Source organism: Pseudomonas sp. IAC-BECa141, assembly GCF_020544405.1.
Classification (GTDB): Bacteria; Pseudomonadota; Gammaproteobacteria; order Pseudomonadales; family Pseudomonadaceae; genus Aquipseudomonas.
The window spans coordinates 5,842,512-5,862,244 of the sequence record NZ_CP065410.1 but is presented as its reverse complement, the minus strand read 5'-3'; the positions used below and the strand labels follow the sequence as shown (position 1 = coordinate 5,862,244).

At 63.3% G+C, this 19,733-nt stretch carries 17 protein-coding genes; 13 read left to right on the top strand and 4 right to left on the bottom strand.

From position 1 onward, the window contains the following. Position 1: 1 nt before the first annotated feature. Together I5961_RS26910 and ptsP are read left to right on the top strand one after the other, a co-directional pair. The gene (locus I5961_RS26910; RefSeq protein WP_053163553.1) at positions 2 to 481 is read left to right on the top strand and encodes an RNA pyrophosphohydrolase; all 480 of its coding nucleotides are present in this window, start codon (positions 2 to 4) and stop codon (positions 479 to 481) included. Positions 482 to 503: 22 nt separating this feature from the next. Beyond that, a complete protein-coding gene (gene ptsP, locus I5961_RS26905; RefSeq protein ID WP_085697894.1) occupies positions 504 to 2,783 on the top strand; it encodes a phosphoenolpyruvate--protein phosphotransferase in 2,280 nt (759 codons plus the stop codon). Positions 2,784 to 2,837: 54 nt separating this feature from the next. On the opposite strand, the gene I5961_RS26900 is transcribed toward ptsP, so the two are convergent. Beyond that, on the bottom strand, positions 2,838 to 3,584 hold the full coding sequence (locus I5961_RS26900) for an NRDE family protein (protein ID WP_085697893.1): 747 nt from the start codon (positions 3,582 to 3,584) through the stop codon (positions 2,838 to 2,840). A gap of 131 nt (positions 3,585 to 3,715) precedes the next feature. Here I5961_RS26900 and I5961_RS26895 point away from each other — a divergent pair, with 131 nt between their 5' ends. The 3 genes from I5961_RS26895 to I5961_RS26885 all read left to right on the top strand — a co-directional run bounded on the left by I5961_RS26895 (position 3,716) and on the right by I5961_RS26885 (position 6,432). After that, on the top strand, positions 3,716 to 4,498 hold the full coding sequence (locus I5961_RS26895) for a sulfite exporter TauE/SafE family protein (RefSeq protein ID WP_085697892.1): 783 nt from the start codon (positions 3,716 to 3,718) through the stop codon (positions 4,496 to 4,498). Between the two features lie 96 nt (positions 4,499 to 4,594). Continuing rightward, positions 4,595 to 5,410, top strand: a complete 816-nt coding sequence (lgt, locus tag I5961_RS26890; protein ID WP_007953463.1) for a prolipoprotein diacylglyceryl transferase — start codon at positions 4,595 to 4,597, stop codon at positions 5,408 to 5,410. Positions 5,411 to 5,460: 50 nt separating this feature from the next. Further along, positions 5,461 to 6,432 (top strand): thymidylate synthase, encoded by a 972-nt coding sequence (locus I5961_RS26885; RefSeq protein ID WP_227233819.1) that lies wholly within the window; start codon positions 5,461 to 5,463, stop codon positions 6,430 to 6,432. Positions 6,433 to 6,555: 123 nt separating this feature from the next. On the opposite strand, the gene cadR is transcribed toward I5961_RS26885, so the two are convergent. Further along, positions 6,556 to 7,005: a Cd(II)/Pb(II)-responsive transcriptional regulator gene (gene cadR / locus I5961_RS26880; RefSeq protein WP_227233818.1), complete on the bottom strand. Its 450-nt coding sequence runs from the start codon at positions 7,003 to 7,005 to the stop codon at positions 6,556 to 6,558. 84 nt (positions 7,006 to 7,089) lie between these two features. Here cadR and I5961_RS26875 point away from each other — a divergent pair, with 84 nt between their 5' ends. The 7 genes from I5961_RS26875 (at position 7,090) to I5961_RS26845 (ending at position 16,167) form a co-directional block, all read left to right on the top strand. Continuing rightward, entirely contained in the window at positions 7,090 to 9,345 is a 2,256-nt protein-coding gene (locus tag I5961_RS26875) for a heavy metal translocating P-type ATPase (protein ID WP_227233816.1), read from the top strand. A 16-nt stretch (positions 9,346 to 9,361) separates the two neighbouring features. Then, positions 9,362 to 10,225 (top strand): LysR family transcriptional regulator, encoded by an 864-nt coding sequence (locus I5961_RS26870; protein WP_085697889.1) that lies wholly within the window; start codon positions 9,362 to 9,364, stop codon positions 10,223 to 10,225. Positions 10,226 to 10,451: 226 nt separating this feature from the next. After that, positions 10,452 to 11,528: a putative 2-aminoethylphosphonate ABC transporter ATP-binding protein gene (locus I5961_RS26865; protein ID WP_227233814.1), complete on the top strand. Its 1,077-nt coding sequence runs from the start codon at positions 10,452 to 10,454 to the stop codon at positions 11,526 to 11,528. Then, positions 11,528 to 13,252 carry a putative 2-aminoethylphosphonate ABC transporter permease subunit gene (locus tag I5961_RS26860; RefSeq protein WP_227233813.1) on the top strand — a complete coding sequence of 575 codons (1,725 nt, stop codon included), beginning with the start codon at positions 11,528 to 11,530 and terminating at the stop codon, positions 13,250 to 13,252. Before I5961_RS26865 ends, I5961_RS26860 begins: the two co-directional genes overlap by 1 nt. Before the next feature lie 47 nt (positions 13,253 to 13,299). Continuing rightward, the gene (locus I5961_RS26855; RefSeq protein WP_064600170.1) at positions 13,300 to 14,325 is read left to right on the top strand and encodes a putative 2-aminoethylphosphonate ABC transporter substrate-binding protein; all 1,026 of its coding nucleotides are present in this window, start codon (positions 13,300 to 13,302) and stop codon (positions 14,323 to 14,325) included. Between the two features lie 151 nt (positions 14,326 to 14,476). Then, positions 14,477 to 15,610 (top strand): TIGR03364 family FAD-dependent oxidoreductase, encoded by a 1,134-nt coding sequence (locus tag I5961_RS26850; protein WP_227233811.1) that lies wholly within the window; start codon positions 14,477 to 14,479, stop codon positions 15,608 to 15,610. Further along, positions 15,610 to 16,167 (top strand): phosphonate degradation HD-domain oxygenase, encoded by a 558-nt coding sequence (locus I5961_RS26845; protein WP_085697884.1) that lies wholly within the window; start codon positions 15,610 to 15,612, stop codon positions 16,165 to 16,167. The genes I5961_RS26850 and I5961_RS26845 overlap by 1 nt, the downstream gene beginning before the upstream one ends. A gap of 128 nt (positions 16,168 to 16,295) precedes the next feature. On the opposite strand, the gene I5961_RS26840 is transcribed toward I5961_RS26845, so the two are convergent. Continuing rightward, a complete protein-coding gene (locus I5961_RS26840; RefSeq protein WP_227233810.1) occupies positions 16,296 to 17,672 on the bottom strand; it encodes a GTPase/DUF3482 domain-containing protein in 1,377 nt (458 codons plus the stop codon). Then, positions 17,665 to 19,038 carry a DUF2868 domain-containing protein gene (locus tag I5961_RS26835; RefSeq protein ID WP_085702928.1) on the bottom strand — a complete coding sequence of 458 codons (1,374 nt, stop codon included), beginning with the start codon at positions 19,036 to 19,038 and terminating at the stop codon, positions 17,665 to 17,667. Before I5961_RS26835 ends, I5961_RS26840 begins: the two co-directional genes overlap by 8 nt. An 85-nt stretch (positions 19,039 to 19,123) precedes the next feature. Here I5961_RS26835 and I5961_RS26830 point away from each other — a divergent pair, with 85 nt between their 5' ends. Further along, entirely contained in the window at positions 19,124 to 19,636 is a 513-nt protein-coding gene (locus I5961_RS26830; protein ID WP_227233808.1) for a dihydrofolate reductase, read from the top strand. Positions 19,637 to 19,733 lie beyond the last annotated feature (97 nt).

The window sequence follows — 19,733 nt, the reverse complement described above, 5'->3', positions numbered from 1 at the left end:
CGTGATCGACCCCGATGGTTTCCGCCCTAATGTCGGGATCATTCTGACGAATGACGCCGGCCAGGTGCTATGGGCTCGCCGTATCAATCAAGATGCCTGGCAGTTTCCGCAAGGGGGAATCAATCCCGAGGAGACGCCGGAAGACGCCTTGTACCGCGAGCTGAACGAAGAAGTTGGCCTGGAACGCGAAGATGTTGAAATTCTCGCCTGTACCCGGGGCTGGTTGCGCTATCGTTTGCCGCAACGTCTGGTGCGAACCCACAGCCAACCGCTGTGCATCGGCCAGAAACAGAAATGGTTTCTCCTGCGCCTGGTCTCCAACGAGCAGCGGGTGCGGATGGATTTGACCGGTAAACCGGAGTTCGATGGCTGGCGCTGGGTCAGTTATTGGTATCCGTTGGGCCAGGTGGTGACATTCAAGCGCGAAGTGTATCGCCGCGCTCTCAAAGAGCTTGCCCCGCGCCTTTTAGCGCGCGACTGACGACGGAGTTCGACCCCGAGCCATGCTCAATACGCTGCGCAAGATCGTCCAGGAAGTTAACTCCGCCAAGGATCTCAAGGCGGCGTTGGGGATTATTGTGTTGCGCGTCAAAGAGGCCATGGGCAGCCAGGTCTGCTCGGTCTACCTGCTTGATCCAGAGACCAACCGCTTCGTGCTGATGGCCACCGAGGGCTTGAACAAGCGCTCGATCGGCAAGGTCAGCATGGCACCCAACGAAGGTCTGGTCGGCCTGGTCGGCACGCGTGAAGAACCCCTGAACCTCGAAAACGCCGCGGATCACCCGCGCTACCGCTACTTCGCCGAGACCGGCGAGGAGCGCTACGCCTCGTTCCTCGGGGCGCCGATCATTCACCACCGCCGCGTCGTCGGCGTGTTGGTCATCCAGCAGAAAGAACGCCGCCAGTTCGATGAAGGTGAAGAAGCCTTCCTCGTGACCATGAGCGCGCAACTCGCTGGTGTCATCGCTCACGCCGAGGCTACCGGCTCGATCCGTGGCCTTGGCCGTCAGGGCAAGGGCATCCAGGAAGCCAAGTTCGTCGGCGTGCCGGGTTCGCCGGGTGCGGCGGTCGGTACCGCGGTGGTCATGCTGCCGCCGGCGGATCTGGACGTGGTGCCGGACAAGACCATCACCGACATCGACGCGGAACTCGCGCTGTTCAAGACCGCCATCGAAGGCGTGCGGGCCGACATGCGTGCGTTGTCGGCCAAACTGGCGACCCAGCTGCGTCCGGAAGAGCGCGCGCTGTTCGACGTCTACCTGATGATGCTCGACGATGCCTCGCTGGGCAGCGAAATCACCACCGTGATCAAGACCGGCCAGTGGGCCCAGGGCGCGCTGCGCCAGGTCGTGACCGATCACGTCAACCGTTTCGAATTGATGGACGACGAATACCTGCGTGAGCGGGCGTCGGACGTCAAGGACCTGGGCCGTCGCCTGCTCGCCTACCTGCAGGAAGAGCGTCAGCAGAACCTGGTCTATCCGGAAAAGACCATTCTGGTCAGCGAAGAACTGACGCCGGCAATGCTCGGCGAGGTGCCGGAAGGCACGCTGGTCGGTCTGGTGTCGGTACTCGGTTCGGGCAACTCCCACGTCGCGATCCTGGCCCGGGCCATGGGCATCCCGACGGTAATGGGCCTGGTCGACCTGCCGTATGCCAAGGTCGACGGCATCGAACTGATCGTCGACGGTAATCGCGGCGAGGTCTACACCAACCCCGGCGATGTGCTGCGCAAGCAGTTCGCCGAGGTGGTGGAAGAAGAGAAACAACTGGCGCTGGGTCTCGACTCCCTGCGCGACCTGCCGTGCGTGACCCTCGACGGCCACCGCATGCCGCTGTGGGTCAACACCGGCCTGCTGGCAGACGTGGCGCGGGCGCAGAAGCGTGGCGCCGAAGGCGTCGGTCTGTACCGCACCGAAGTGCCGTTCATGATCAACCAGCGCTTCCCGAGCGAGAAGGAACAACTGGCGATCTACCGCGAGCAGCTTGCCGCGTTCCACCCGCAACCGGTGACCATGCGCAGCCTGGACATCGGCGGCGACAAGTCGCTGTCGTACTTCCCGATCAAGGAAGACAACCCGTTCCTCGGCTGGCGCGGGATCCGCGTCACCCTCGACCATCCGGAAATCTTCCTGGTGCAGACCCGCGCGATGCTCAAGGCCAGCGAAGGCCTGAACAACCTGCGGATCCTGTTGCCGATGATCTCCGGCATCCACGAGCTCGAAGAAGCGCTGCACCTGATTCACCGTGCCTGGGGCGAAGTGCGCGACGAAGGCACCGACGTGCCGATGCCGCCAGTGGGTGTGATGATCGAAATTCCTGCGGCGGTTTACCAGACCAAAGAGCTGGCGCGGATGGTGGACTTCCTGTCGGTCGGCTCCAACGACCTGACCCAGTACCTGCTGGCCGTGGATCGCAACAACCCGCGGGTCGCCGATCTCTACGACTACCTGCACCCGGCGGTGCTGCAAGCCCTGCAAACCGTGGTGCGCGACGCCCATGCCGAAGGCAAGCCGGTGAGCATCTGCGGTGAGATGGCCGGTGACCCGGCGGCGGCGGTGCTGTTGATGGCGATGGGCTTCGACAGCCTGTCGATGAACGCCACCAACCTGCCGAAGGTGAAATGGATGTTGCGCCAGATCAACCTGAGCAAGGCCAAGGAACTGCTGGCGGAGTTGATGACCATCGACAACCCGCAGGTGATCCACAGCTCGCTGCAACTGGCGTTGAAGAAACTCGGGTTGGCGAAGATGGTCAATCCGGCGGCAGCCAACCCGCTCTGAAATTCTGAGGGCCTCATCGCTGGCAAGCCAGCGATGGCGCCCGTATAGCAACGCCTAAATCAGAATTTCCACTTCCCCCAAGTGCCCGCCATACGGCCCGAAACTGCGCTCCACCATCCGCCGCGTCCCGTCAGCCTGCACAATCAACGCCGTACTCGCCCGTGTCCCGTAGCTCTGGCTGGCAATAAACACACTCGACAGCAACGACTCGGTCGCCAGCCCCACGCCGGTGTCCGGCAGCTCGGCAAACGGCGCCGTTTGTGCATCCCCCAACAACGCCAACAACCGCTCGGGCTGCGGATCATCCAGCACGCCACTCAACGCTGCCTTGGCCTTGAGCAGTTTCGGCCACGGCGTATCCAGCCCGGCGTTGGACAAACCATAAACACCGGGCTGCAACATCACCGGTTCCGATGACCGCGCATTGAAATGCCACAGCTCGTTGGCATTGCCCAGCAGCAGGTTGAAGCCGGCATATTCCGGGGAGCGGGCGACAACGTCGGACAAATAGTCATCGATCGACAGGTTTCCGGTGAGAAATCCCGCCACCAACTCGCCCCGAGAGCGTCGGGCCGGCGGTTGATGCGGATCGCGAATGTTGGTCAGCGCCGCAAAACGACCGTTGGCGCCCAGGCCGAGCCAGGTGCCCCCAGCCTCCAGATCCCGACCGGCATGAACATGCGGCGACTCGGGCCACTGCGCCAGCGGCAGGCTGGGCCGGGCGTAGAACTCGTCGCGGTTGGCCGCGACGATCAGCGGCTGGGCATGCCCCGGCCGCCAGGCGAAAACGATCAGGCACATAAGGTGGTCCTTGTGTGTTTTTTGCCCACTCTACGCAGACATTGTCCGTGCATCCATCGCCAGTGGAGCCGAAGGGTATCCATCCGTTACCATGCCGCTCCGGTTTTGGGGACGCGCCTTGGGAGGCAGTCATGGAATTTCTGCTCTATCTGGCGCTCGGCGCCTGTGCGGGCGTATTGGCCGGGCTGTTCGGAGTGGGCGGCGGGATCATCATCGTGCCGGTGCTGGTGTTCAGTTTCACCTTGCAGGGCTTCGATCCGTCGATCCTGACCCATCTGGCGGTCGGCACGTCCCTGGCGACGATCATCTTCACCTCGGTCAACGCCGTGCGTGAACATCATCGACGCGGCGCGGTGCGCTGGCCGATCTTCCGCTGGATGACCGTCGGCATCCTGCTCGGCGCCGGTTTCGGTGCGCTGACCGCCGAGGCGATCTCCGGGCCCAACCTGCAAAAGATCATCGGTGTGTTTGCCCTGGTGATCGCGGCGCAGTTGGCACTGGATGTCAAACCCAGGGCCAGCCGAACGGTGCCGGGCAAACTCGGTCTGACCGTGGCCGGCAGTGTGATCGGCTGGGCGTCGGCGATTTTCGGGATCGGCGGCGGCTCGCTGACCGTGCCGTTCCTGACCTGGCGCAGCGTGCCGATGCAGCAGGCGGTGGCGACCTCGTCGGCCTGCGGCCTGCCGATTGCCGTGGCCAGTGCAATAAGTTTCATGATTCTGGGCTGGCATGATCCGTTACTGCCGGCTCATAGTCTCGGTTTTGTGTATCTGCCGGCGCTGCTCGGCATTGCCCTGACCAGCATGGTATTCGCCCGTCTCGGCGCGCGGCTGGCGCACAGGTTGTCGCCGAAGTTGCTGAAACGGCTGTTCGCGGCTTTGCTGTTTTGCGTGGGCTTGAGCTTTTTGTTCTGAGCCGTCTGTTTTGGCAGGTCGCAATCCTGGCTTAATCCTGAGGTGACAGCGTCGCCCGGGAATTTTTGAAGATTTGAATGCTAACGAGGAGTCGCAATGCTGCCTTACCCGCAGATCGATCCGGTGGCCCTGGCCATCGGTCCGCTGAAAATCCACTGGTACGGCCTGATGTACCTGGTCGGCATCGGCGGCGCGTGGCTGCTGGCATCGCGCCGGCTCAACCGTTTCGACCCGACCTGGACCAAGGAGAAACTCTCCGATCTGGTGTTTTGGCTGTCGATGGGGGTGATTGTCGGCGGACGTCTGGGCTATGTGCTGTTCTACGACCTGAGCGCCTATATCGCCAACCCGACGCTGATTTTCGAAGTGTGGAAGGGCGGCATGTCGTTCCACGGCGGTTTCATCGGCGTGATGCTGGCCGCGCTGTGGTTCGGCAAGCGTAACGGCAAGTCGTTCTTCCAGCTGATGGACTTCGTGGCGCCGATGGTGCCGATCGGCCTGGGCGCCGGGCGCATCGGCAACTTCATCAACGCCGAGCTGTGGGGCAAGGCCACCGACGTGCCGTGGGCCATGGTGTTTCCGCCGTTCAGCGACCCGGCGCAACTGCCGCGTCACCCGTCGCAGCTGTATCAGTTCGCGCTCGAGGGCGTGGCGCTGTTCCTGATCCTCTGGCTGTTCTCGCGCAAGCCGCGGCCGACCATGGCGGTCTCCGGCATGTTCGCGCTGTTCTACGGCATCTTCCGTTTCATCGTCGAATTCGTCCGCGTGCCGGACGCGCAACTGGGCTATCTGGCCTGGAACTGGCTGACCATGGGGCAGGTACTCTGCGTACCGATGATCATCGGCGGGCTGTTCCTGATCTGGCTGGCCTACCACCGCGCCCCGGCGGCGCCGGTTGCACCGACAGCTTAAACATTCGATCCCCGGCGATGTCTGCCGGGGCTCAGGGAAACAGGTAACTCATGAAGCAATATCTCGATCTGGTGTCGCACGTCATCAACAACGGCACCAAACAGGCCAACCGTACCGGCGTGAACACCATCAGCTTTCCGGGCGCCATGCTGCGCTTCGATCTGCAGGAAGGTTTCCCGGCGATCACCACCCGCAAGATGGCCTTCAAATCGGCCATCGGCGAGATGTGCGGCTTTCTGCGTGGCGTGAACAACGCCGCCGAATTCCGTGCGCTGGGCTGCAAGGTCTGGGATCAGAACGCCAACGAAAACGCCCAGTGGCTGGCCAACCCGTTCCGCCAGGGTGAAGACGACCTCGGCGAAATCTACGGCGTGCAATGGCGCAAATGGCCGGCGTACAAGCAGATTCCGCTGAGCAACACCGCCGCCATCGAACAGACCCTGAGCAACGGCTACAAGCAGATTGCCCAGGGCGAAGAAGACGGCCAGACCTACGTGGTCTTGTACAAAGCCATCGATCAGGTGCGCCAGTGCGTCGACACGATCATCAAGGACCCGGGCAGCCGCCGCATCCTGTTCCACGGCTGGAACTGCGCCCAGCTCGATGAAATGGCCTTGCCGCCGTGCCATCTGCTGTACCAGTTCCACCCGAATGTCGAGACCAAAGAGATCTCTCTGACCCTCTACATCCGCTCCAACGACCTGGGCCTGGGCACGCCGTTCAACCTCACCGAAGGCGCGGCGCTGCTGAGCCTGATCGGTCGCCTGACCGGCTACACGCCGCGCTGGTTCACCTATTTCATCGGTGATGCCCACGTCTACGAAAACCACCTGGACATGCTCAACGAACAGCTCAAGCGCGAGCCGTTCGCCATGCCGAAGCTGAAGATTTCGGATCGTGTGCCGGAATTTGCCAAGACGGGCGTGTATCAGCCGGAGTGGCTGGAGCTGGTAGAGCCGAGCGACTTCTCGCTGGAAGGCTACGAGCACCATGCGCCGATGACCGCGCCGATGGCGGTCTGACAGGCAATGTAAAAAACTGTGGGAGCGAGCTTGCTCGCGAAAGCGTCGGGTCAGTCGATATTTTTACCAACTGACACTCCGCCTTCGCGAGCAAGCTCGCTCCCACAGTGTTATGTGGTGTGCTCAGTGACCGTGACTACGGCCCACATGCGAATGCTCAATCTCCGCCGCCACAACCCCGCCACTCACCTCCAGCCGCTGCAGGATCCCGCACTGATCCGCCTCCGGCCCTTCGCCACACCGCTGTCGCAGGTCGAGCAGTTGCGTCTGCAATGCCAGTAGCCCGTCGATCCGCGCCTTGACGTGCTGGATGTGCTCGTCGATCAGCGCATTCACGCTCTCGCACTGATCCTGCGGGCTGTCGCGCAAGGCGAGCAGGCTGCGGATTTCTTCGAGGGTCATGTCGAGGGTGCGGCAGTTGCGGATGAAGGTCAGGCGTTCGGCGTGGGCCTGGGTGTAGACCCGGTAGTTGCCGTCGCTGCGGGCCGGTTCCGGCAGCAGGTTTTCGCGCTCGTAGTAGCGGATGGTTTCCACGGCGCAATCGGTCTGTTTCGCCAGTTCTCCGATCTTCATGACGGCCATCTCCAAAAGGGTGCTTGACCCTATAGTGGCTACAGGGTCTTTACTTGGCAACAGGCACCTTCATGGACGCGACCAATGAGCGATTCCCAGCACACCCACCAATCCCACGCGGGACACGACCACCGCCACAAATTGCAGCCTGTGCATAAACACGACCACGGCGCTGATGCCTGCTGTGCATCGAAAGCGGCGGCGCCGTCGCTGATTCAACTGAGCGAAGCGAAAAGCGCTGACGCCCGGCTGAGCAGTTTCCGCATCGAAGCAATGGACTGCCCGACCGAACAGACGCTGATCCAGAACAGGCTCGGCAAACTCACCGGGATCCAGCAGCTGGAATTCAACCTGATCAACCGCGTGCTCGGCGTGACCCACAATCTGCCGGACACCGCGCCGATCATCGACGCGATCAAATCCCTCGGCATGCAGGCCGAGCCGCTGGAGGCGGGCGTTGAAGCACCAGCGCCAGCCCCGGTGAAAAAACACTGGTGGCCGCTGGCGCTGTCCGGCGTCGGTGCGCTGACTGCCGAAGTGATCCACTTCACCAGCGCTGCGCCGACCTGGGTGGTGGCGATCATCGCGCTGATCTCGATCCTCAGCGGTGGCCTCACCACCTACAAAAAGGGCTGGATCGCCCTGAAGAACCGCAACCTCAACATCAACGCGCTGATGAGCATCGCCGTAACCGGTGCGGTGTTGATCGGCCAGTGGCCGGAAGCGGCGATGGTGATGTTCCTGTTCACTGTGGCCGAGCTGATCGAAGCGCGCTCGCTGGATCGCGCGCGCAACGCCATCAGCGGCCTGATGCAGATGACGCCGGAGCGGGCGACGGTGTTGCAGGCGGACGGCAACTGGGTCGAACTGGAGGTGAAAAGCATCGATATCGGCGCCCGCGTGCGGGTAAAACCCGGCGAGCGTATTGCGTTGGACGGTGAAGTTGTCAGCGGCAGTTCGACCATCGATCAGGCGCCGATCACCGGCGAAAGCCTGCCGGTTGAGAAAACCGTCGGCGACAAAGTGTTTGCCGGCACCATCAACCAGGCTGGTTCGCTGGAATACGCGGTGACCGCAGCGGCGAACAATTCCACTCTGGCGCGGATCATCCACGCCGTAGAACAGGCGCAAGGCGCGCGGGCACCGACCCAGCGCTTCGTCGATCAGTTCTCGAAAATCTACACCCCGGTGGTCTTCGTCCTGGCCCTGGCCGTGGCGATCATCCCGCCGCTGTTCATGGGCGCCGCGTGGTTCGACTGGATCTACCGCGCGCTGGTGCTGCTGGTCGTCGCGTGCCCGTGTGCGCTGGTGATTTCCACCCCGGTGACCATCGTCAGCGGCCTCGCGGCGGCGGCGCGCAAAGGCATTCTGGTCAAGGGTGGCGTGTACCTGGAGGGCGGTTTCAAACTCGACTATCTGGCCCTCGACAAGACCGGCACCCTCACTCACGGCAAACCGGTGCAGACCGATTACCTGTCCCTCGATCCGACCGCCGACGCCACGGCCCCGGCGATTGCCGCCGCGTTGGCCGGGCGTTCCGATCACCCGGTGTCGCTGGCCATCGCCAATGCGGCTGTGGATAAAGGTTTCGCGCCGCTGATTGTGGATAACTTCGAAGCGCTGGCCGGCCGCGGGGTGAGAGGTGAGATCAACGGTCAGGCCTACCACTTGGGCAACCACCGTCTGGTCGAAGAACTCGGCCTGTGCTCGCCGCAACTGGAAGAAAAGCTGTTCGCGCTGGAGAAACAGGGCAAGTCCGTGGTGTTGCTGCTCGACCGTTCCGGCCCGCTGGCGCTGTTCGCCGTAGCCGACACGGTCAAGGAAACCAGCCGCGAGGCGATCCGCCAGTTGCATGATCTGGGCGTGAAAACCCTGATGCTGACCGGCGACAACGTCCACACCGCCCAGGCGATTGCGGCGCAGGTCGGGATCGATCAGGCCAAGGGCGACTTGTTGCCGACCGACAAACTGCAAGCCATCGAAGATCTGTACGCGCAGGGCCGTCGAGTCGGCATGGTCGGCGACGGTATCAACGATGCACCGGCACTGGCTCGGGCCGAGATCGGGTTTGCGATGGCGGCGGCCGGTACCGATACCGCGATCGAAACCGCCGATGTCGCCCTGATGGACGACGATCTGCGCAAGATTCCGGCCTTCATCAGCCTGTCCCGCAACACGGCCAGCATCCTGAAACAGAACATTGCGCTGGCGCTGGTGATCAAAGCGATCTTTCTTGGGGTAACCTTCGCCGGGCTCGCCACCATGTGGATGGCGGTGTTTGCCGACATGGGCGTGAGCCTGCTGGTGGTGTTCAACGGTTTGCGCCTGTTGCGCAAGTAGAGGAAGAGGGACGGTTGTGCTGAGTGCCGAGCTGAAAGCGTTTTACATGGTGGCCCGTCTGGGCAGCATCACGCTGGCGGCAAAAAAGCTCGGCCTCAGCCAACCGACCGTGACCACCCAGATCCGCAATCTGGAAAGCCAGTATTCGGTGGAACTGTTCTACCGTGGCGGCCGGCGCCTGAGTGTCAGCGACGAAGGCGCGCGGCTGTTGCCGATGGTCAAGGCGCTGTTGCAGCAGGAAGCCGACATCGAGTTTTTCCTGCGCAACAGTGGCCAGGTGCAGGGCACGCTGCGCATCGCCGCCACCGCGCCGTATTACATCCTCGATCTGGTGAAGACCTTCCGTGAGCGCCTGCCGCAGGTGGAAGTGTCGGTGGAAATCGGCAACTCGCAGCAGGTGCTCGAAGCGCTGGAGGACTATCGGGTGGATGTCGCGGCGTCGTCGCAACTGCTCGACGATGCGCGGTTGATCCGTAGAGTGCTCGGCAGCGATCCGCTGGTGCTGGCGGTGCATCGCAATCATCCGCTGGCAGCGCACGACCATGTAGCGCTGAGTGCGCTGGCCGGGCATACCTTGCTGATGCGTGAATCCGGCTCGACCACCCGTCGCCTGACCGAAGAGTTGCTGGCCGGCGCCGGCGTCAGTTTCGGGCCGTTGCTGGAGATCGGCAGCCGCGAGTCGATCCGCGAAGCGGTGCTGCGCAATATCGGCATCAGCATCATCGCCCGTCAGGAAGTGCCGCATGATCCGCAATTGCGGGTGCTGACCCTGGAGAATGCACCGCAGATTCCCGAATACCTCTACTGCCTCAAGGAGCGCAAGAGCGCCCGGTTGCCGGCAGCGTTTCTTGGACTGGCGCAGGAAATGTCCCCGGCCTGATCGTAATGATCGTTCCCACGCTCTGCGTGGGAATGCCTCATTGGACGCTCTGCGTCCGCTCTTGGGACGCGGAGCGTCCCGGGCTGCATTCCCACGCAGAGCGTGGGAACGATCCGTGGCGAACCAAAATCCCTCAATACCACTATCAGTCGTTTTTGCCTCGTTGCCATATGACCGACGCATTACAACTCTAGGATCTGCCTCATCCGCTTGATGAGGCCTGTCCATGACCCCTGCAATCGCAACTGCCCTGACCAACCCCGGCGCACCGATGAAAGTGCGTGGCGTGCAGAAGCGCTTCGGCGCCTTCACCGCGCTGGATAATGTCTCCCTCGATGTCGCGGCCGGTGAGCTGGTGTGCCTGCTCGGCCCGTCGGGCTGTGGCAAGACCACGCTGTTGCGTTGCATCGCCGGTCTGGAGAAGCAGGACAGCGGCGAGTTGTACCTCGGTGAGCGCGACGTTTCCCACCTCGCGCCACAGGCTCGGGACTACGGCATTCTGTTTCAGTCCTACGCGCTGTTTCCCAATCTGACCGTCGAAGCGAACATTGCCTACGGCCTCGCCGGCAGTGGTCGCGATGAAGTGCGCCGTCGTGTCGGTCAGATGCTGGAACTGGTCGGCCTCAGCGGCAGTGAGAAAAAGTACCCGGGCCAGTTGTCCGGCGGCCAGCAACAACGTGTAGCCCTGGCCCGAGCCCTGGCCCCCGCGCCGTCGCTGCTGTTGCTCGACGAACCGATGTCGGCCCTCGATGCCCGGGTGCGCGAGCATCTGTGCACCGAGCTGCGCCAACTGCAACGCAACCTCGGCATCACCACCCTGATGGTCACGCACAATCAGGACGAAGCCATGCTGATGGCCGATCGCATTGCGGTGATGAACAACGGCAAGGTCGAGCAGTACGCCACCCCGCAGGAAATCTACAACCGCCCGGCCACACCGTTCGTGGCCGAGTTTGTCGGCCAGGGCAACTGGCTGCCGTTCCAGCGCAGCAGCGACGGCCACGCCAAGGTTGGCGGGATGGACCTGCGCCTGGCCGACGGCAGCGTCCACAGTCCGTCGGGCCGACTGTTCTGCCGCCCGGAAGCGATCAACGTCAATCCGCTGGTGCATGAGGAAAACCTGTTCCCGGCCAGGGTCCGCGAGATCACCTTCCTCGGCAATCGCTGCCGCATGAGCTTCGAGCTCGATCAATTGCCCGGTCATGCCTTGCTCGCCGAACTGGCGCCGGAAGCCATGCCGCGCCTCGGCGCCCAGCAGATCATGGTTGCTTTGCCGCCCCGCAGCCTGCAGGTGTTTGCCTGATGAACAGCAACCTCGCACTGCCACTACCGCAAAAGCAGGCGCGGCAGGTGTCCGGGGCCGAGGTCGGCGACCGGATCTTCGTCCTCGGCGGCAAACTCCTGCTGCTGGTGCTGCTCGGTGTGGCGGTGCTGTTGCCATTGCTGGCGATCTTCTGGCGCGGCTTCAGCAGCGAAGCCGGGCAGGGCGGTGGCTGGCTCGCCGCGAAGGAACTGGTGACCAGCGACAATTTCCACTGGCTGCTCGGCAACAGCCTGAAAGTTTCCCTCAGCGTCGCGGCCATCGTCGTACCGCTGGCCTACCTGTTTGCTTACGCCTTGCAGCGCACATTGATTCCGGCAAAGGGTATCTGGCGCGGGATTTCGTTGCTGCCATTGATGGCGCCGTCGATGTTGCCGGGGATCGCGCTGGTCTATCTGTTCGGCAATCAGGGCATGCTGCGCGGACTGCTCTCGGACAACATCTACGGTTTCTGGGGGATTGTTCTGGGTGAGGTGATCTACACCTTCCCACATGCCTTGATGATTTTGCTGTCAGCCCTGTCACTGGCGGATGCACGACTGTTCGACGCTGCGTCGAGCATGGGCGCCAGTCCCGCGAAAGCCTTTCGCAGCATCACCTGGCCGGCGACCCGTCAGGCCGTGTTCGCCGCGTTCTGTCTGGTGTTCACCCTGACCATCACCGATTTCGGTGTACCGGTGGTGGTCGGTGGCGACTATCAGGTGCTGGCGCTGGAAGCCTACAAAGCCGTGGTCGGCCAGCAGCAATTCGGTCGCGGTGCGTTGATCGGCATGGTTCTGCTGCTGCCGGCGCTGTTCAGCTTCGGCGTCGATGCCTGGTTGCGTCATCGTCACGGCGACTCCATGAGCGGCCGCGCCCAGGTGTTCAAACCGGCGCCGTCGAAGAAGCGTGATGCCTTTTATCTCGCCGTTGTCCTCCTGATCAGCGCCGCGTTGCTGCTGGTGTTCGGCATGGCGGTGTTCTCGTCGCTGGTGAAGTTCTGGCCGTACAACCTGTCGCTGTCGCTCAACCACTATCAGTTCAACGAGACCGCCGGCGGTGGCTGGCAGGCCTACGGCAACAGTCTGAAGATGGCGCTGGGCACGGCGTTGATCGGCAGTGTGCTGATCTTCACCGGCGCCTACCTGATGGAAAAGACCCGCAGCCAGCGCGGGCTGAATCTGACACTGCGCATGCTCAGTTTCGTACCGATGGCGGTACCGGGGCTGGTGCTCGGTCTGGGTTACGTCTTCTTTTTCAACCTGACCGGCAACCCGCTGCACGTGCTGTACGGGACCATGACCCTGCTGATCGTCTGCACCATTGCTCATTATTTGACCACTGCGCAGATGACCGCCACCACCGCGCTGCGTCAGCTCGACGCCGAGTTCGAGGCCGCCGCGCTGTCGCTCAAGGCGCCGCTGTACCGGCATTACCTGCGGGTCACCGTGCCGATCTGCCTGCCGGCGCTGCTGGACATCGTGCGCTACCTGTTCGTCTCGGCCATGACCACCGTGTCCGCCGCGATTTTCCTCTACAGCCCCGACACCATTCTCGCGGCGGTGGCGGTACTGAACATGGATGACGCCGGCAACGTCGGCGGCGCGGCGGCGATGTCGACCCTGATTCTGTTCACCTCGGCGGGCGTGTCCTTGCTGCTGGCTTGGGCTTCGCGCGGCTTGCTGCGCCGTTCCCAGGCCTGGCGGCAAACGGCGCCCGGCCACTGATCCACGACTTGTCCCCTATCGCTCAACTCACCTACAGGAAAACGATCATGTTCAAGCCTATGGCCCTGGCCGCTGCTGTGCTCGCTACTTTCAGCCTGAATGCCTTCGCGGCAAAAACCGAGTTGACGGTGTACACCGCCCTCGAAGCCGAGCAGTTGAAGTCCTACAAAGAGGCCTTCGAAAAAGCCAACCCGGACGTCGAGATCAAGTGGGTGCGCGATTCCACCGGGATCATCACCGCCAAACTGCTTGCCGAAAAGGATCGCCCGCAGGCTGACGCGGTGTGGGGCCTGGCGGCGTCGAGCCTGGCAATCCTCGATCAACAGGGCATGCTGCAAAGCTATGCGCCGAAGGACCTGGGCAAGATCGGCGCAAACTACCGCGACGCCGCCAACCCGCCAGCCTGGGTCGGCATGGACGTCTGGGCCGCGACCATTTGCTTCAACACCGTCGAAGCCGAAAAGCAGGGCCTGACCAAACCGGTGAGCTGGCAAGACCTGACCAAGCCTGAGTACAAAGGCAAGATCGTGATGCCGAACCCGGCCTCGTCCGGCACCGGTTTTCTGGACGTCAGCGCCTGGCTGCAAACCTTCGGCGAGAAACAGGGCTGGGCTTACATGGACGGTCTGCACCAGAACATCGGCCAGTACGTTCACTCCGGTTCCAAGCCTTGCAAACTGGCGGCAGCGGGCGAATTCCCGATCGGGATTTCCTTTGAGTACCCGGCCGTTCAGCTGAAGCGTCAGGGCGCGCCGCTGGACATCATCCTGCCGAAAGAGGGCCTGGGCTGGGAGATCGAAGCGACTGCCGTGATCAAAGGCACGCCGCATGAAGAGGCCGCGAAGAAACTGGCCGACTTCTCCGCCAGCGCCCCGGCGATGGACCTGTACAAGGAAAACTTCGCCGTCCTCGCCCAGCCGGGCATCGCCAAGCCGCAGACCGAACTGCCGGCCGACTACGAGCAGCGCCTGATCAAGAACGACTTCGCCTGGGCCTCGAAGAACCGCGACGAGATCCTGACCGAATGGCGCAAGCGCTATGACGGCAAGTCCGAGAAAGTCGCCGCCAAGTAAATCTTCTTGCCCGCTCGTTCCCACGCTCCGCGTGGGAATGAATACCGTGACGCTCTGCGTCACAGAGGACGCGGAGCGTCCTTGGCTGCATTCCCACGCAGAGCGTGGGAACGAGAAGCGCCTGGACGCGAGTACGATCATTGGGGGCTGCATGACACACCACAAAGACTTGCTGATCGTCGGCGCCGGCATCCTGGGCCTGTCCCACGCTTACGCCGCCGCCCGGCGCGGTCTCAAGGTCACGGTTTTCGAGCGCACCTCCACGCCTCTCGGCGCCTCGGTACGCAACTTCGGCCAGGCGCTGGTCACCGGCCAGCCACCGGGCCCGATGCTGGAGCTGGCCAAGGCCAGCCGCGAAATCTGGGGCCAGTGGGCGCAGCTCGCCGGCCTGCAACTCAAACGCAACGGCTCGTACCTGTTCGCCCGCACCGAGGCCGAAGAACATTTGCTCGAAGCCTTCTGCGCCGGGCGCGCCGTCGAGCACGACTACCGCGTCGAGCTGCTACGCGGTGCCGCGCTGCGCGATCTGTATGGCGGCCAGTTCAGCCATCACCGCGCCGCGCTGCACGGGATGGACGATCAACAACTGTATTCCCGGGAAGCGATTCCGGCGCTGATCCAATACCTGCGCCGCGAACTCAACGTCGGGTTTCACTTCTCGACGCTGGTGCGCGACGTCGAACCGGGACGCCTGCACAGTACGGCCGGCACCTTCACCGCCGAGCAGATCATCGTCTGTTCCGGTCACGATTATCAGACCTTGCTGGCCGAGCCGATTGCCGCCCTCGACCCGCAAATCTGCCGCCTGCAAATGCTTCGCGCTCGGCCGCAGATTGACCTGAACTTGCAACATGCCTTGCTCACCGGTCTCAGCTGCGTGCACTACGGCGCCTTCGCTGACTTGCCGGAAGCATCGGCGGTGCAGGCGCAAATCCTGCGCGAACAACCGCACCTGCAGGAAAACGGCATCCACCTTTTGATCAGCCCGACGCCCTATGGCGAGCTGATCATCGGCGATTCGCACCATTACGGCAGCGATCCGTCGCCGTTCAACGCCGAGCAGGTGGACAACTGGATGCTCGAACTGGCCGAGCAGACTCTCGGTTGCAAGGTACAAGTGGTCGAGCGCTGGCAGGGTGTCTATGGTTCCCGGGGGCCGGGGCCGTTTTCGTTCCTGCGCCCGGCGCCGGGGCTGAGTGTGGCGCTGATGCACAGCGGCGTCGGCATGAGCGTCGGCCCGGCCATGGCCGAGCGCAATGTCGCACAGCTTTTGGGAGAGAACTGATGTTGAGTCACGAGCAAGTCATCGACCGGGTGTTCGGCCTCTATGAGCGCTTCGGCGCCAGCGACTACATCGGCGAACCGGTATCGCAGATCGAACACATGTCCCAGGCGGCGCAACTGGCCATCGCCGAAGGCTTCGACGACGAAGTGGTACTCGCCGCGTTCTTTCACGACATCGGCCATTTGTGTGCCGAAGGTGCGGAGAACATGGGTGGTTACGGCGTGGTCAGCCACGAACGCCTCGGCGCGGATTATTTGCGCGAGGCCGGATTCAGCGAGCGCCTGGCGCGGCTGGTCGAGTATCACGTTCAGGCCAAGCGCTATCTGACGCTCAGGGAATCGGGCTATTACGAACGCTTGAGCGAAGCCAGTCGCCGCACCCTGGACTATCAGGGCGGGGTGATGACCGAGGCTGAAGCCGATGCGTTCGAGCAGGATCCGTTGTGTGCCGTCAGCCTGCGGATGCGCCAGTGGGATGAGCTGGCGAAGGAAATGGCCGTGCCGGTGATGGATCTGGGTGTGCTGAAGGGCAAGGCAGCGCGGTTGCTTGCTGTGTAAGTCTTGGACCGGGCTGCTGCATTCGCGAGCTTGCTCGCTCTCACAAAGATCTTTGGTAAACACAGATCCTGTGAACGCTCAAAGTACCTGTGGGAGCGAGCTTGCTCGCGAAGACGGCGGATCAGGCACTACAGCTCTGTGGCCAGCAACTCAATCTGCTCCTGCCGCTCAGCCTGATTCAGCTTCGGATGCGGATTGAGCGAAGACCACTGCGGATGCGCCCGCGCCTTGTTCAGCGCCTCCGGCAACTTGCCCTCGCGCCAGGTCTTGTCCTGCGGCGTCGCCACCTGAATGCTGTCCAGCGCCGCATGGCCTCGGGCGTTCAGCGCTTGCAGCAATTGCCGCTGACGCAGGGCCAACAGGCGCAACACGTTGTCATCGACCGTCAGTTCCCGCTGCCCTTTGATCTTGCCGAGCAGGCGGTTGCCATAGCTGCGGGCGGTTTGCAGGGCGCCACCGGCAATGGCACCGGCCAGAGCGGCAGCGCCGAGCGTAATGCCGCCGACCAGCAGATCCACACCCGCGCCGGCTGCGGCACCGGCGGCAATTCCGCCGCCGACCCGCACGCCGAGCTGCTTGAGGGTTTCCGGGTTGAACAGGTCATCGCCCCAGCGCCCGTCGAGCAATGGCAGATCACTCGCGGCGGCGTCCTGTGGGCGGAAGGCGTAGAGCTTGAGCAGCGCTTCGACGCAGCGTTGTTCGCGCTGACGCACGGCTTTGCGCAATTCGCTGATGGCTTGTTGTTCCTGTTCGGCGTTGCTCGCCACACTGCGTCGGCACGCGGCGCAGTCGATCAGCAATTCGGCAATCAGGCGTGCGGCGCTTTGCTCGCGGACGAGGCGCTGGGCCTGTTGATCGGCGATCAGGCGTTCAAGTTGTGGGCGGGCGTTTTCCAGCAACAGGGCGAGGCTTTCATATAGCCGCCGCTCGCCATCCTCGGGCGGGGCGACGCTGTCGAAACGCACCAGCGCATGCAGGCCGAGACGCGCCAGTGCTTCGCGCCAGTCCGGCTCGCGGTGGTTGGCGCTGCTGACGAAATTCAGCACCGGCAGCAACGGCTTGCCGCAACTGGCCAGTACTTCCAGTTCGTCGCGGTATTTGGCCAGCACCGGTTCGCGGGCGTCGATCACGTACAGGCCGGCATCGGAGGCGAGCAGTTGCCGCAGCACTTTGGCTTCCTGTTCGAAACGCTGGCGCGCTTCGCTGCCGTCGAGAAACCGCGCCAATCGCGCCGGGCCGTCGAGGCGTTCACCGGGGCGTTCCAGGCGCTCGAGAAAATCCAGCAGGGCGATGGCGTCTTCCAGGCCCGGCGTGTCGTAGAGGTCGAGCAACGGCTCGCCATCCACCGACAGCCGCGCGCCTTCGACATGCCGCGTGGTGCTTGGGCGATGGGAGACTTCGCCGAAGCCGACATCGCGGGTCAGGGTGCGCAACAGTGAAGTCTTGCCGACGTTGGTGTGGCCGACTACCGCCAGTTTCAGCGGCGCTTTCCAGGCATCAGTCATGTCCGTGCTCCAGCCAGTTCAACGGGGCGCAATCGGCAAACGGCAGTTCGAGTTGTTGCAGAGCCACATGCCAGTCGCCGAGGCGTTCGGCGTCCAGTGCTTGTCCTTGCGGCGCCTGCATCAGCCAGACGCGGGTGGCGGCGGCATTGCGCGCCAACTCGGCAATCAGCGCCAGGCTGCCGCGATCCGGCGAACGCCTTGGGTCGCAGGCGATCGCCAGGCGCGCCGGCGGGAAGCGGCTGAGTTGTTCGAGCAGTTTGTTGCGCGATTCACGGCTGTCGAGGATGCCGGCGTTGCTGACGTTTTTCGGCAGCGTCGGCGGCCATGGGTGTTGATCATCGAGTTCGATGGCCACGAGTAACGCGCCATCGCTGGCGTGTTCGCCGACGGTGCTTTCGACGCGATGCAATTGCGCAGGCTCGGGATCGGTGATGCCGAGACGTTCGCTGGTCGGCATCAGGCGTTCGCGCAACTGGGCGTATCCGGGCAGGTTCAGGTCCAGACGCAGCGCAGCCTTGCCGCTGTTCCAACGCCAGAAGCAGAACAGCGCCAACAGCAGACGCGGCAGCACGCCGTACACCACCAGCACGCCGACCAGCCAGGTCGCCCAGGCCTGACGGGCGCTTTCGATGTTCAGCGCGGTGTCACCGCTGGCGCGGATCATTTCGACCGTGGGCACGTTAAAGCCCAGCAGCGCCGGCAAGGCGCCGAGGGCCTGAGTCATGTTGATGAACGTGTCGGCGCTGAGAATCGTGGTTTCCCAGACGAAGCCGTAGCGCCGGGTCGCCATCAGCGTCAGCAGCAAAACCAGCGCGCTGAGCATTGCCAGCAACCACAGGCCATTGACCAGCGTGCCGAGCGCCCAGCGATTGAGTTTCCGGCGTTGCAGCATCAGCAGCAGGGCCGGCGCCAGTTGCGCAGCCTTGGCGTCGCGAGCGAGTTTTTCACTGAGCCACAGCCACAAGCGGCCGAGAGTGGCGCCATGTTCGCCAGCGAAGATCAGCCCCAGCGCCCAGCTCAACAGCAGGATCAGGTTCAGCCCGAGCAGACTGCCCAGCGCCCAGAACACATTGACCGGCGTCTGGCCCAGTGCGGCGAAGGCCAGGCCGGCGCCGCTCAGTACCGCGAAGATCGCCAACAACACCAGCGCCAGGCGCGCGCCTTGCAGCCAGCGCTTGAGCGCCGAGGTCAGGCCATCGCGCTCGGCCAGCCACAGGGCGCGGCGTTGAATGCGTCCGGGCAGATCGCCGCCGGCCGCGCGGGCCAGGCGATTGGCTTCCGGATCGTCCAGCGGGCCTGCGTGTTCTTCGCGCAGGCGCACGGTTTCGGTGAGCCAGAGGTTTTGCAGTGGAGTCAGTTCAGTCACGCGGCATCCCGTTGCTTGATTGAGCCGTGAGCATAACCGCTGTGGCGCTTATCGGGGTAAGCGCGGCTCTGGTATCCTCGCCGGCATGACTAAATCTCTCCCCCTCAGCCTGATCGCAGCCCTCGGTGAAAACCGCGTGATCGGCGTCGACAACAGCATGCCCTGGCACTTGCCGGGGGACTTCAAATACTTCAAGGCCACGACGCTCGGCAAGCCGATCATCATGGGTCGCAAGACCTGGGACTCCCTCGGTCGTCCATTGCCGGGCCGTTTGAACATCGTAGTCAGCCGTCAGCAGGATCTGGTGCTGGAGGGCGCGGAAGTCTATCCATCGCTGGAAGCCGCCGTGGTTCGCGCCGAAGCTTGGGCGAAAGAGCAGGGCGTCGATGAGTTGATGCTGATTGGCGGGGCGCAACTGTATGCGCAGGGACTGGCGCAGGCGGATCGTCTGTATCTGACCCGTGTGGCACTGAGCCGGGAAGGCGATGCGTGGTTTCCGGAGTTCGATCTGAACCAGTGGAAGCGGGTGTCGAACGTGCCGAATCCGGCTGAAGGCGACAAACCGGCTTACAACTTCGAAGTCTGGGAAAAAGCCTGAATCTCGATCGTTCCCACGCTCCTGCGTGGGAATGCCTCTAGGGACGCTCCGCGTCCAGTGACGCAGAGCGTCACGGGCTGCATTCCCACGCGGAGCG

Excerpts from the sequence above, each read along its gene's own strand:
- I5961_RS26860 (WP_227233813.1), top strand. The coding sequence starts at position 11,528 with ATGAACAGCAACCTCGCACTGCCACTACCGCAAAAGCAGGCGCGGCAG.
- I5961_RS26895 (WP_085697892.1), top strand. The coding sequence starts at position 3,716 with ATGGAATTTCTGCTCTATCTGGCGCTCGGCGCCTGTGCGGGCGTATTG.
- I5961_RS26840 (WP_227233810.1), bottom strand. The coding sequence starts at position 17,672 with ATGACTGATGCCTGGAAAGCGCCGCTGAAACTGGCGGTAGTCGGCCAC.
- lgt (WP_007953463.1), top strand. The coding sequence starts at position 4,595 with ATGCTGCCTTACCCGCAGATCGATCCGGTGGCCCTGGCCATCGGTCCG.
- ptsP (WP_085697894.1), top strand. The coding sequence starts at position 504 with ATGCTCAATACGCTGCGCAAGATCGTCCAGGAAGTTAACTCCGCCAAG.
- I5961_RS26850 (WP_227233811.1), top strand. The coding sequence starts at position 14,477 with ATGACACACCACAAAGACTTGCTGATCGTCGGCGCCGGCATCCTGGGC.
- I5961_RS26830 (WP_227233808.1), top strand. The coding sequence starts at position 19,124 with ATGACTAAATCTCTCCCCCTCAGCCTGATCGCAGCCCTCGGTGAAAAC.
- I5961_RS26900 (WP_085697893.1), bottom strand. The coding sequence starts at position 3,584 with ATGTGCCTGATCGTTTTCGCCTGGCGGCCGGGGCATGCCCAGCCGCTG.
- cadR (WP_227233818.1), bottom strand. The coding sequence starts at position 7,005 with ATGAAGATCGGAGAACTGGCGAAACAGACCGATTGCGCCGTGGAAACC.
- I5961_RS26855 (WP_064600170.1), top strand. The coding sequence starts at position 13,300 with ATGTTCAAGCCTATGGCCCTGGCCGCTGCTGTGCTCGCTACTTTCAGC.
- I5961_RS26845 (WP_085697884.1), top strand. The coding sequence starts at position 15,610 with ATGTTGAGTCACGAGCAAGTCATCGACCGGGTGTTCGGCCTCTATGAG.
- I5961_RS26865 (WP_227233814.1), top strand. The coding sequence starts at position 10,452 with ATGACCCCTGCAATCGCAACTGCCCTGACCAACCCCGGCGCACCGATG.
- I5961_RS26885 (WP_227233819.1), top strand. The coding sequence starts at position 5,461 with ATGAAGCAATATCTCGATCTGGTGTCGCACGTCATCAACAACGGCACC.
- I5961_RS26875 (WP_227233816.1), top strand. The coding sequence starts at position 7,090 with ATGAGCGATTCCCAGCACACCCACCAATCCCACGCGGGACACGACCAC.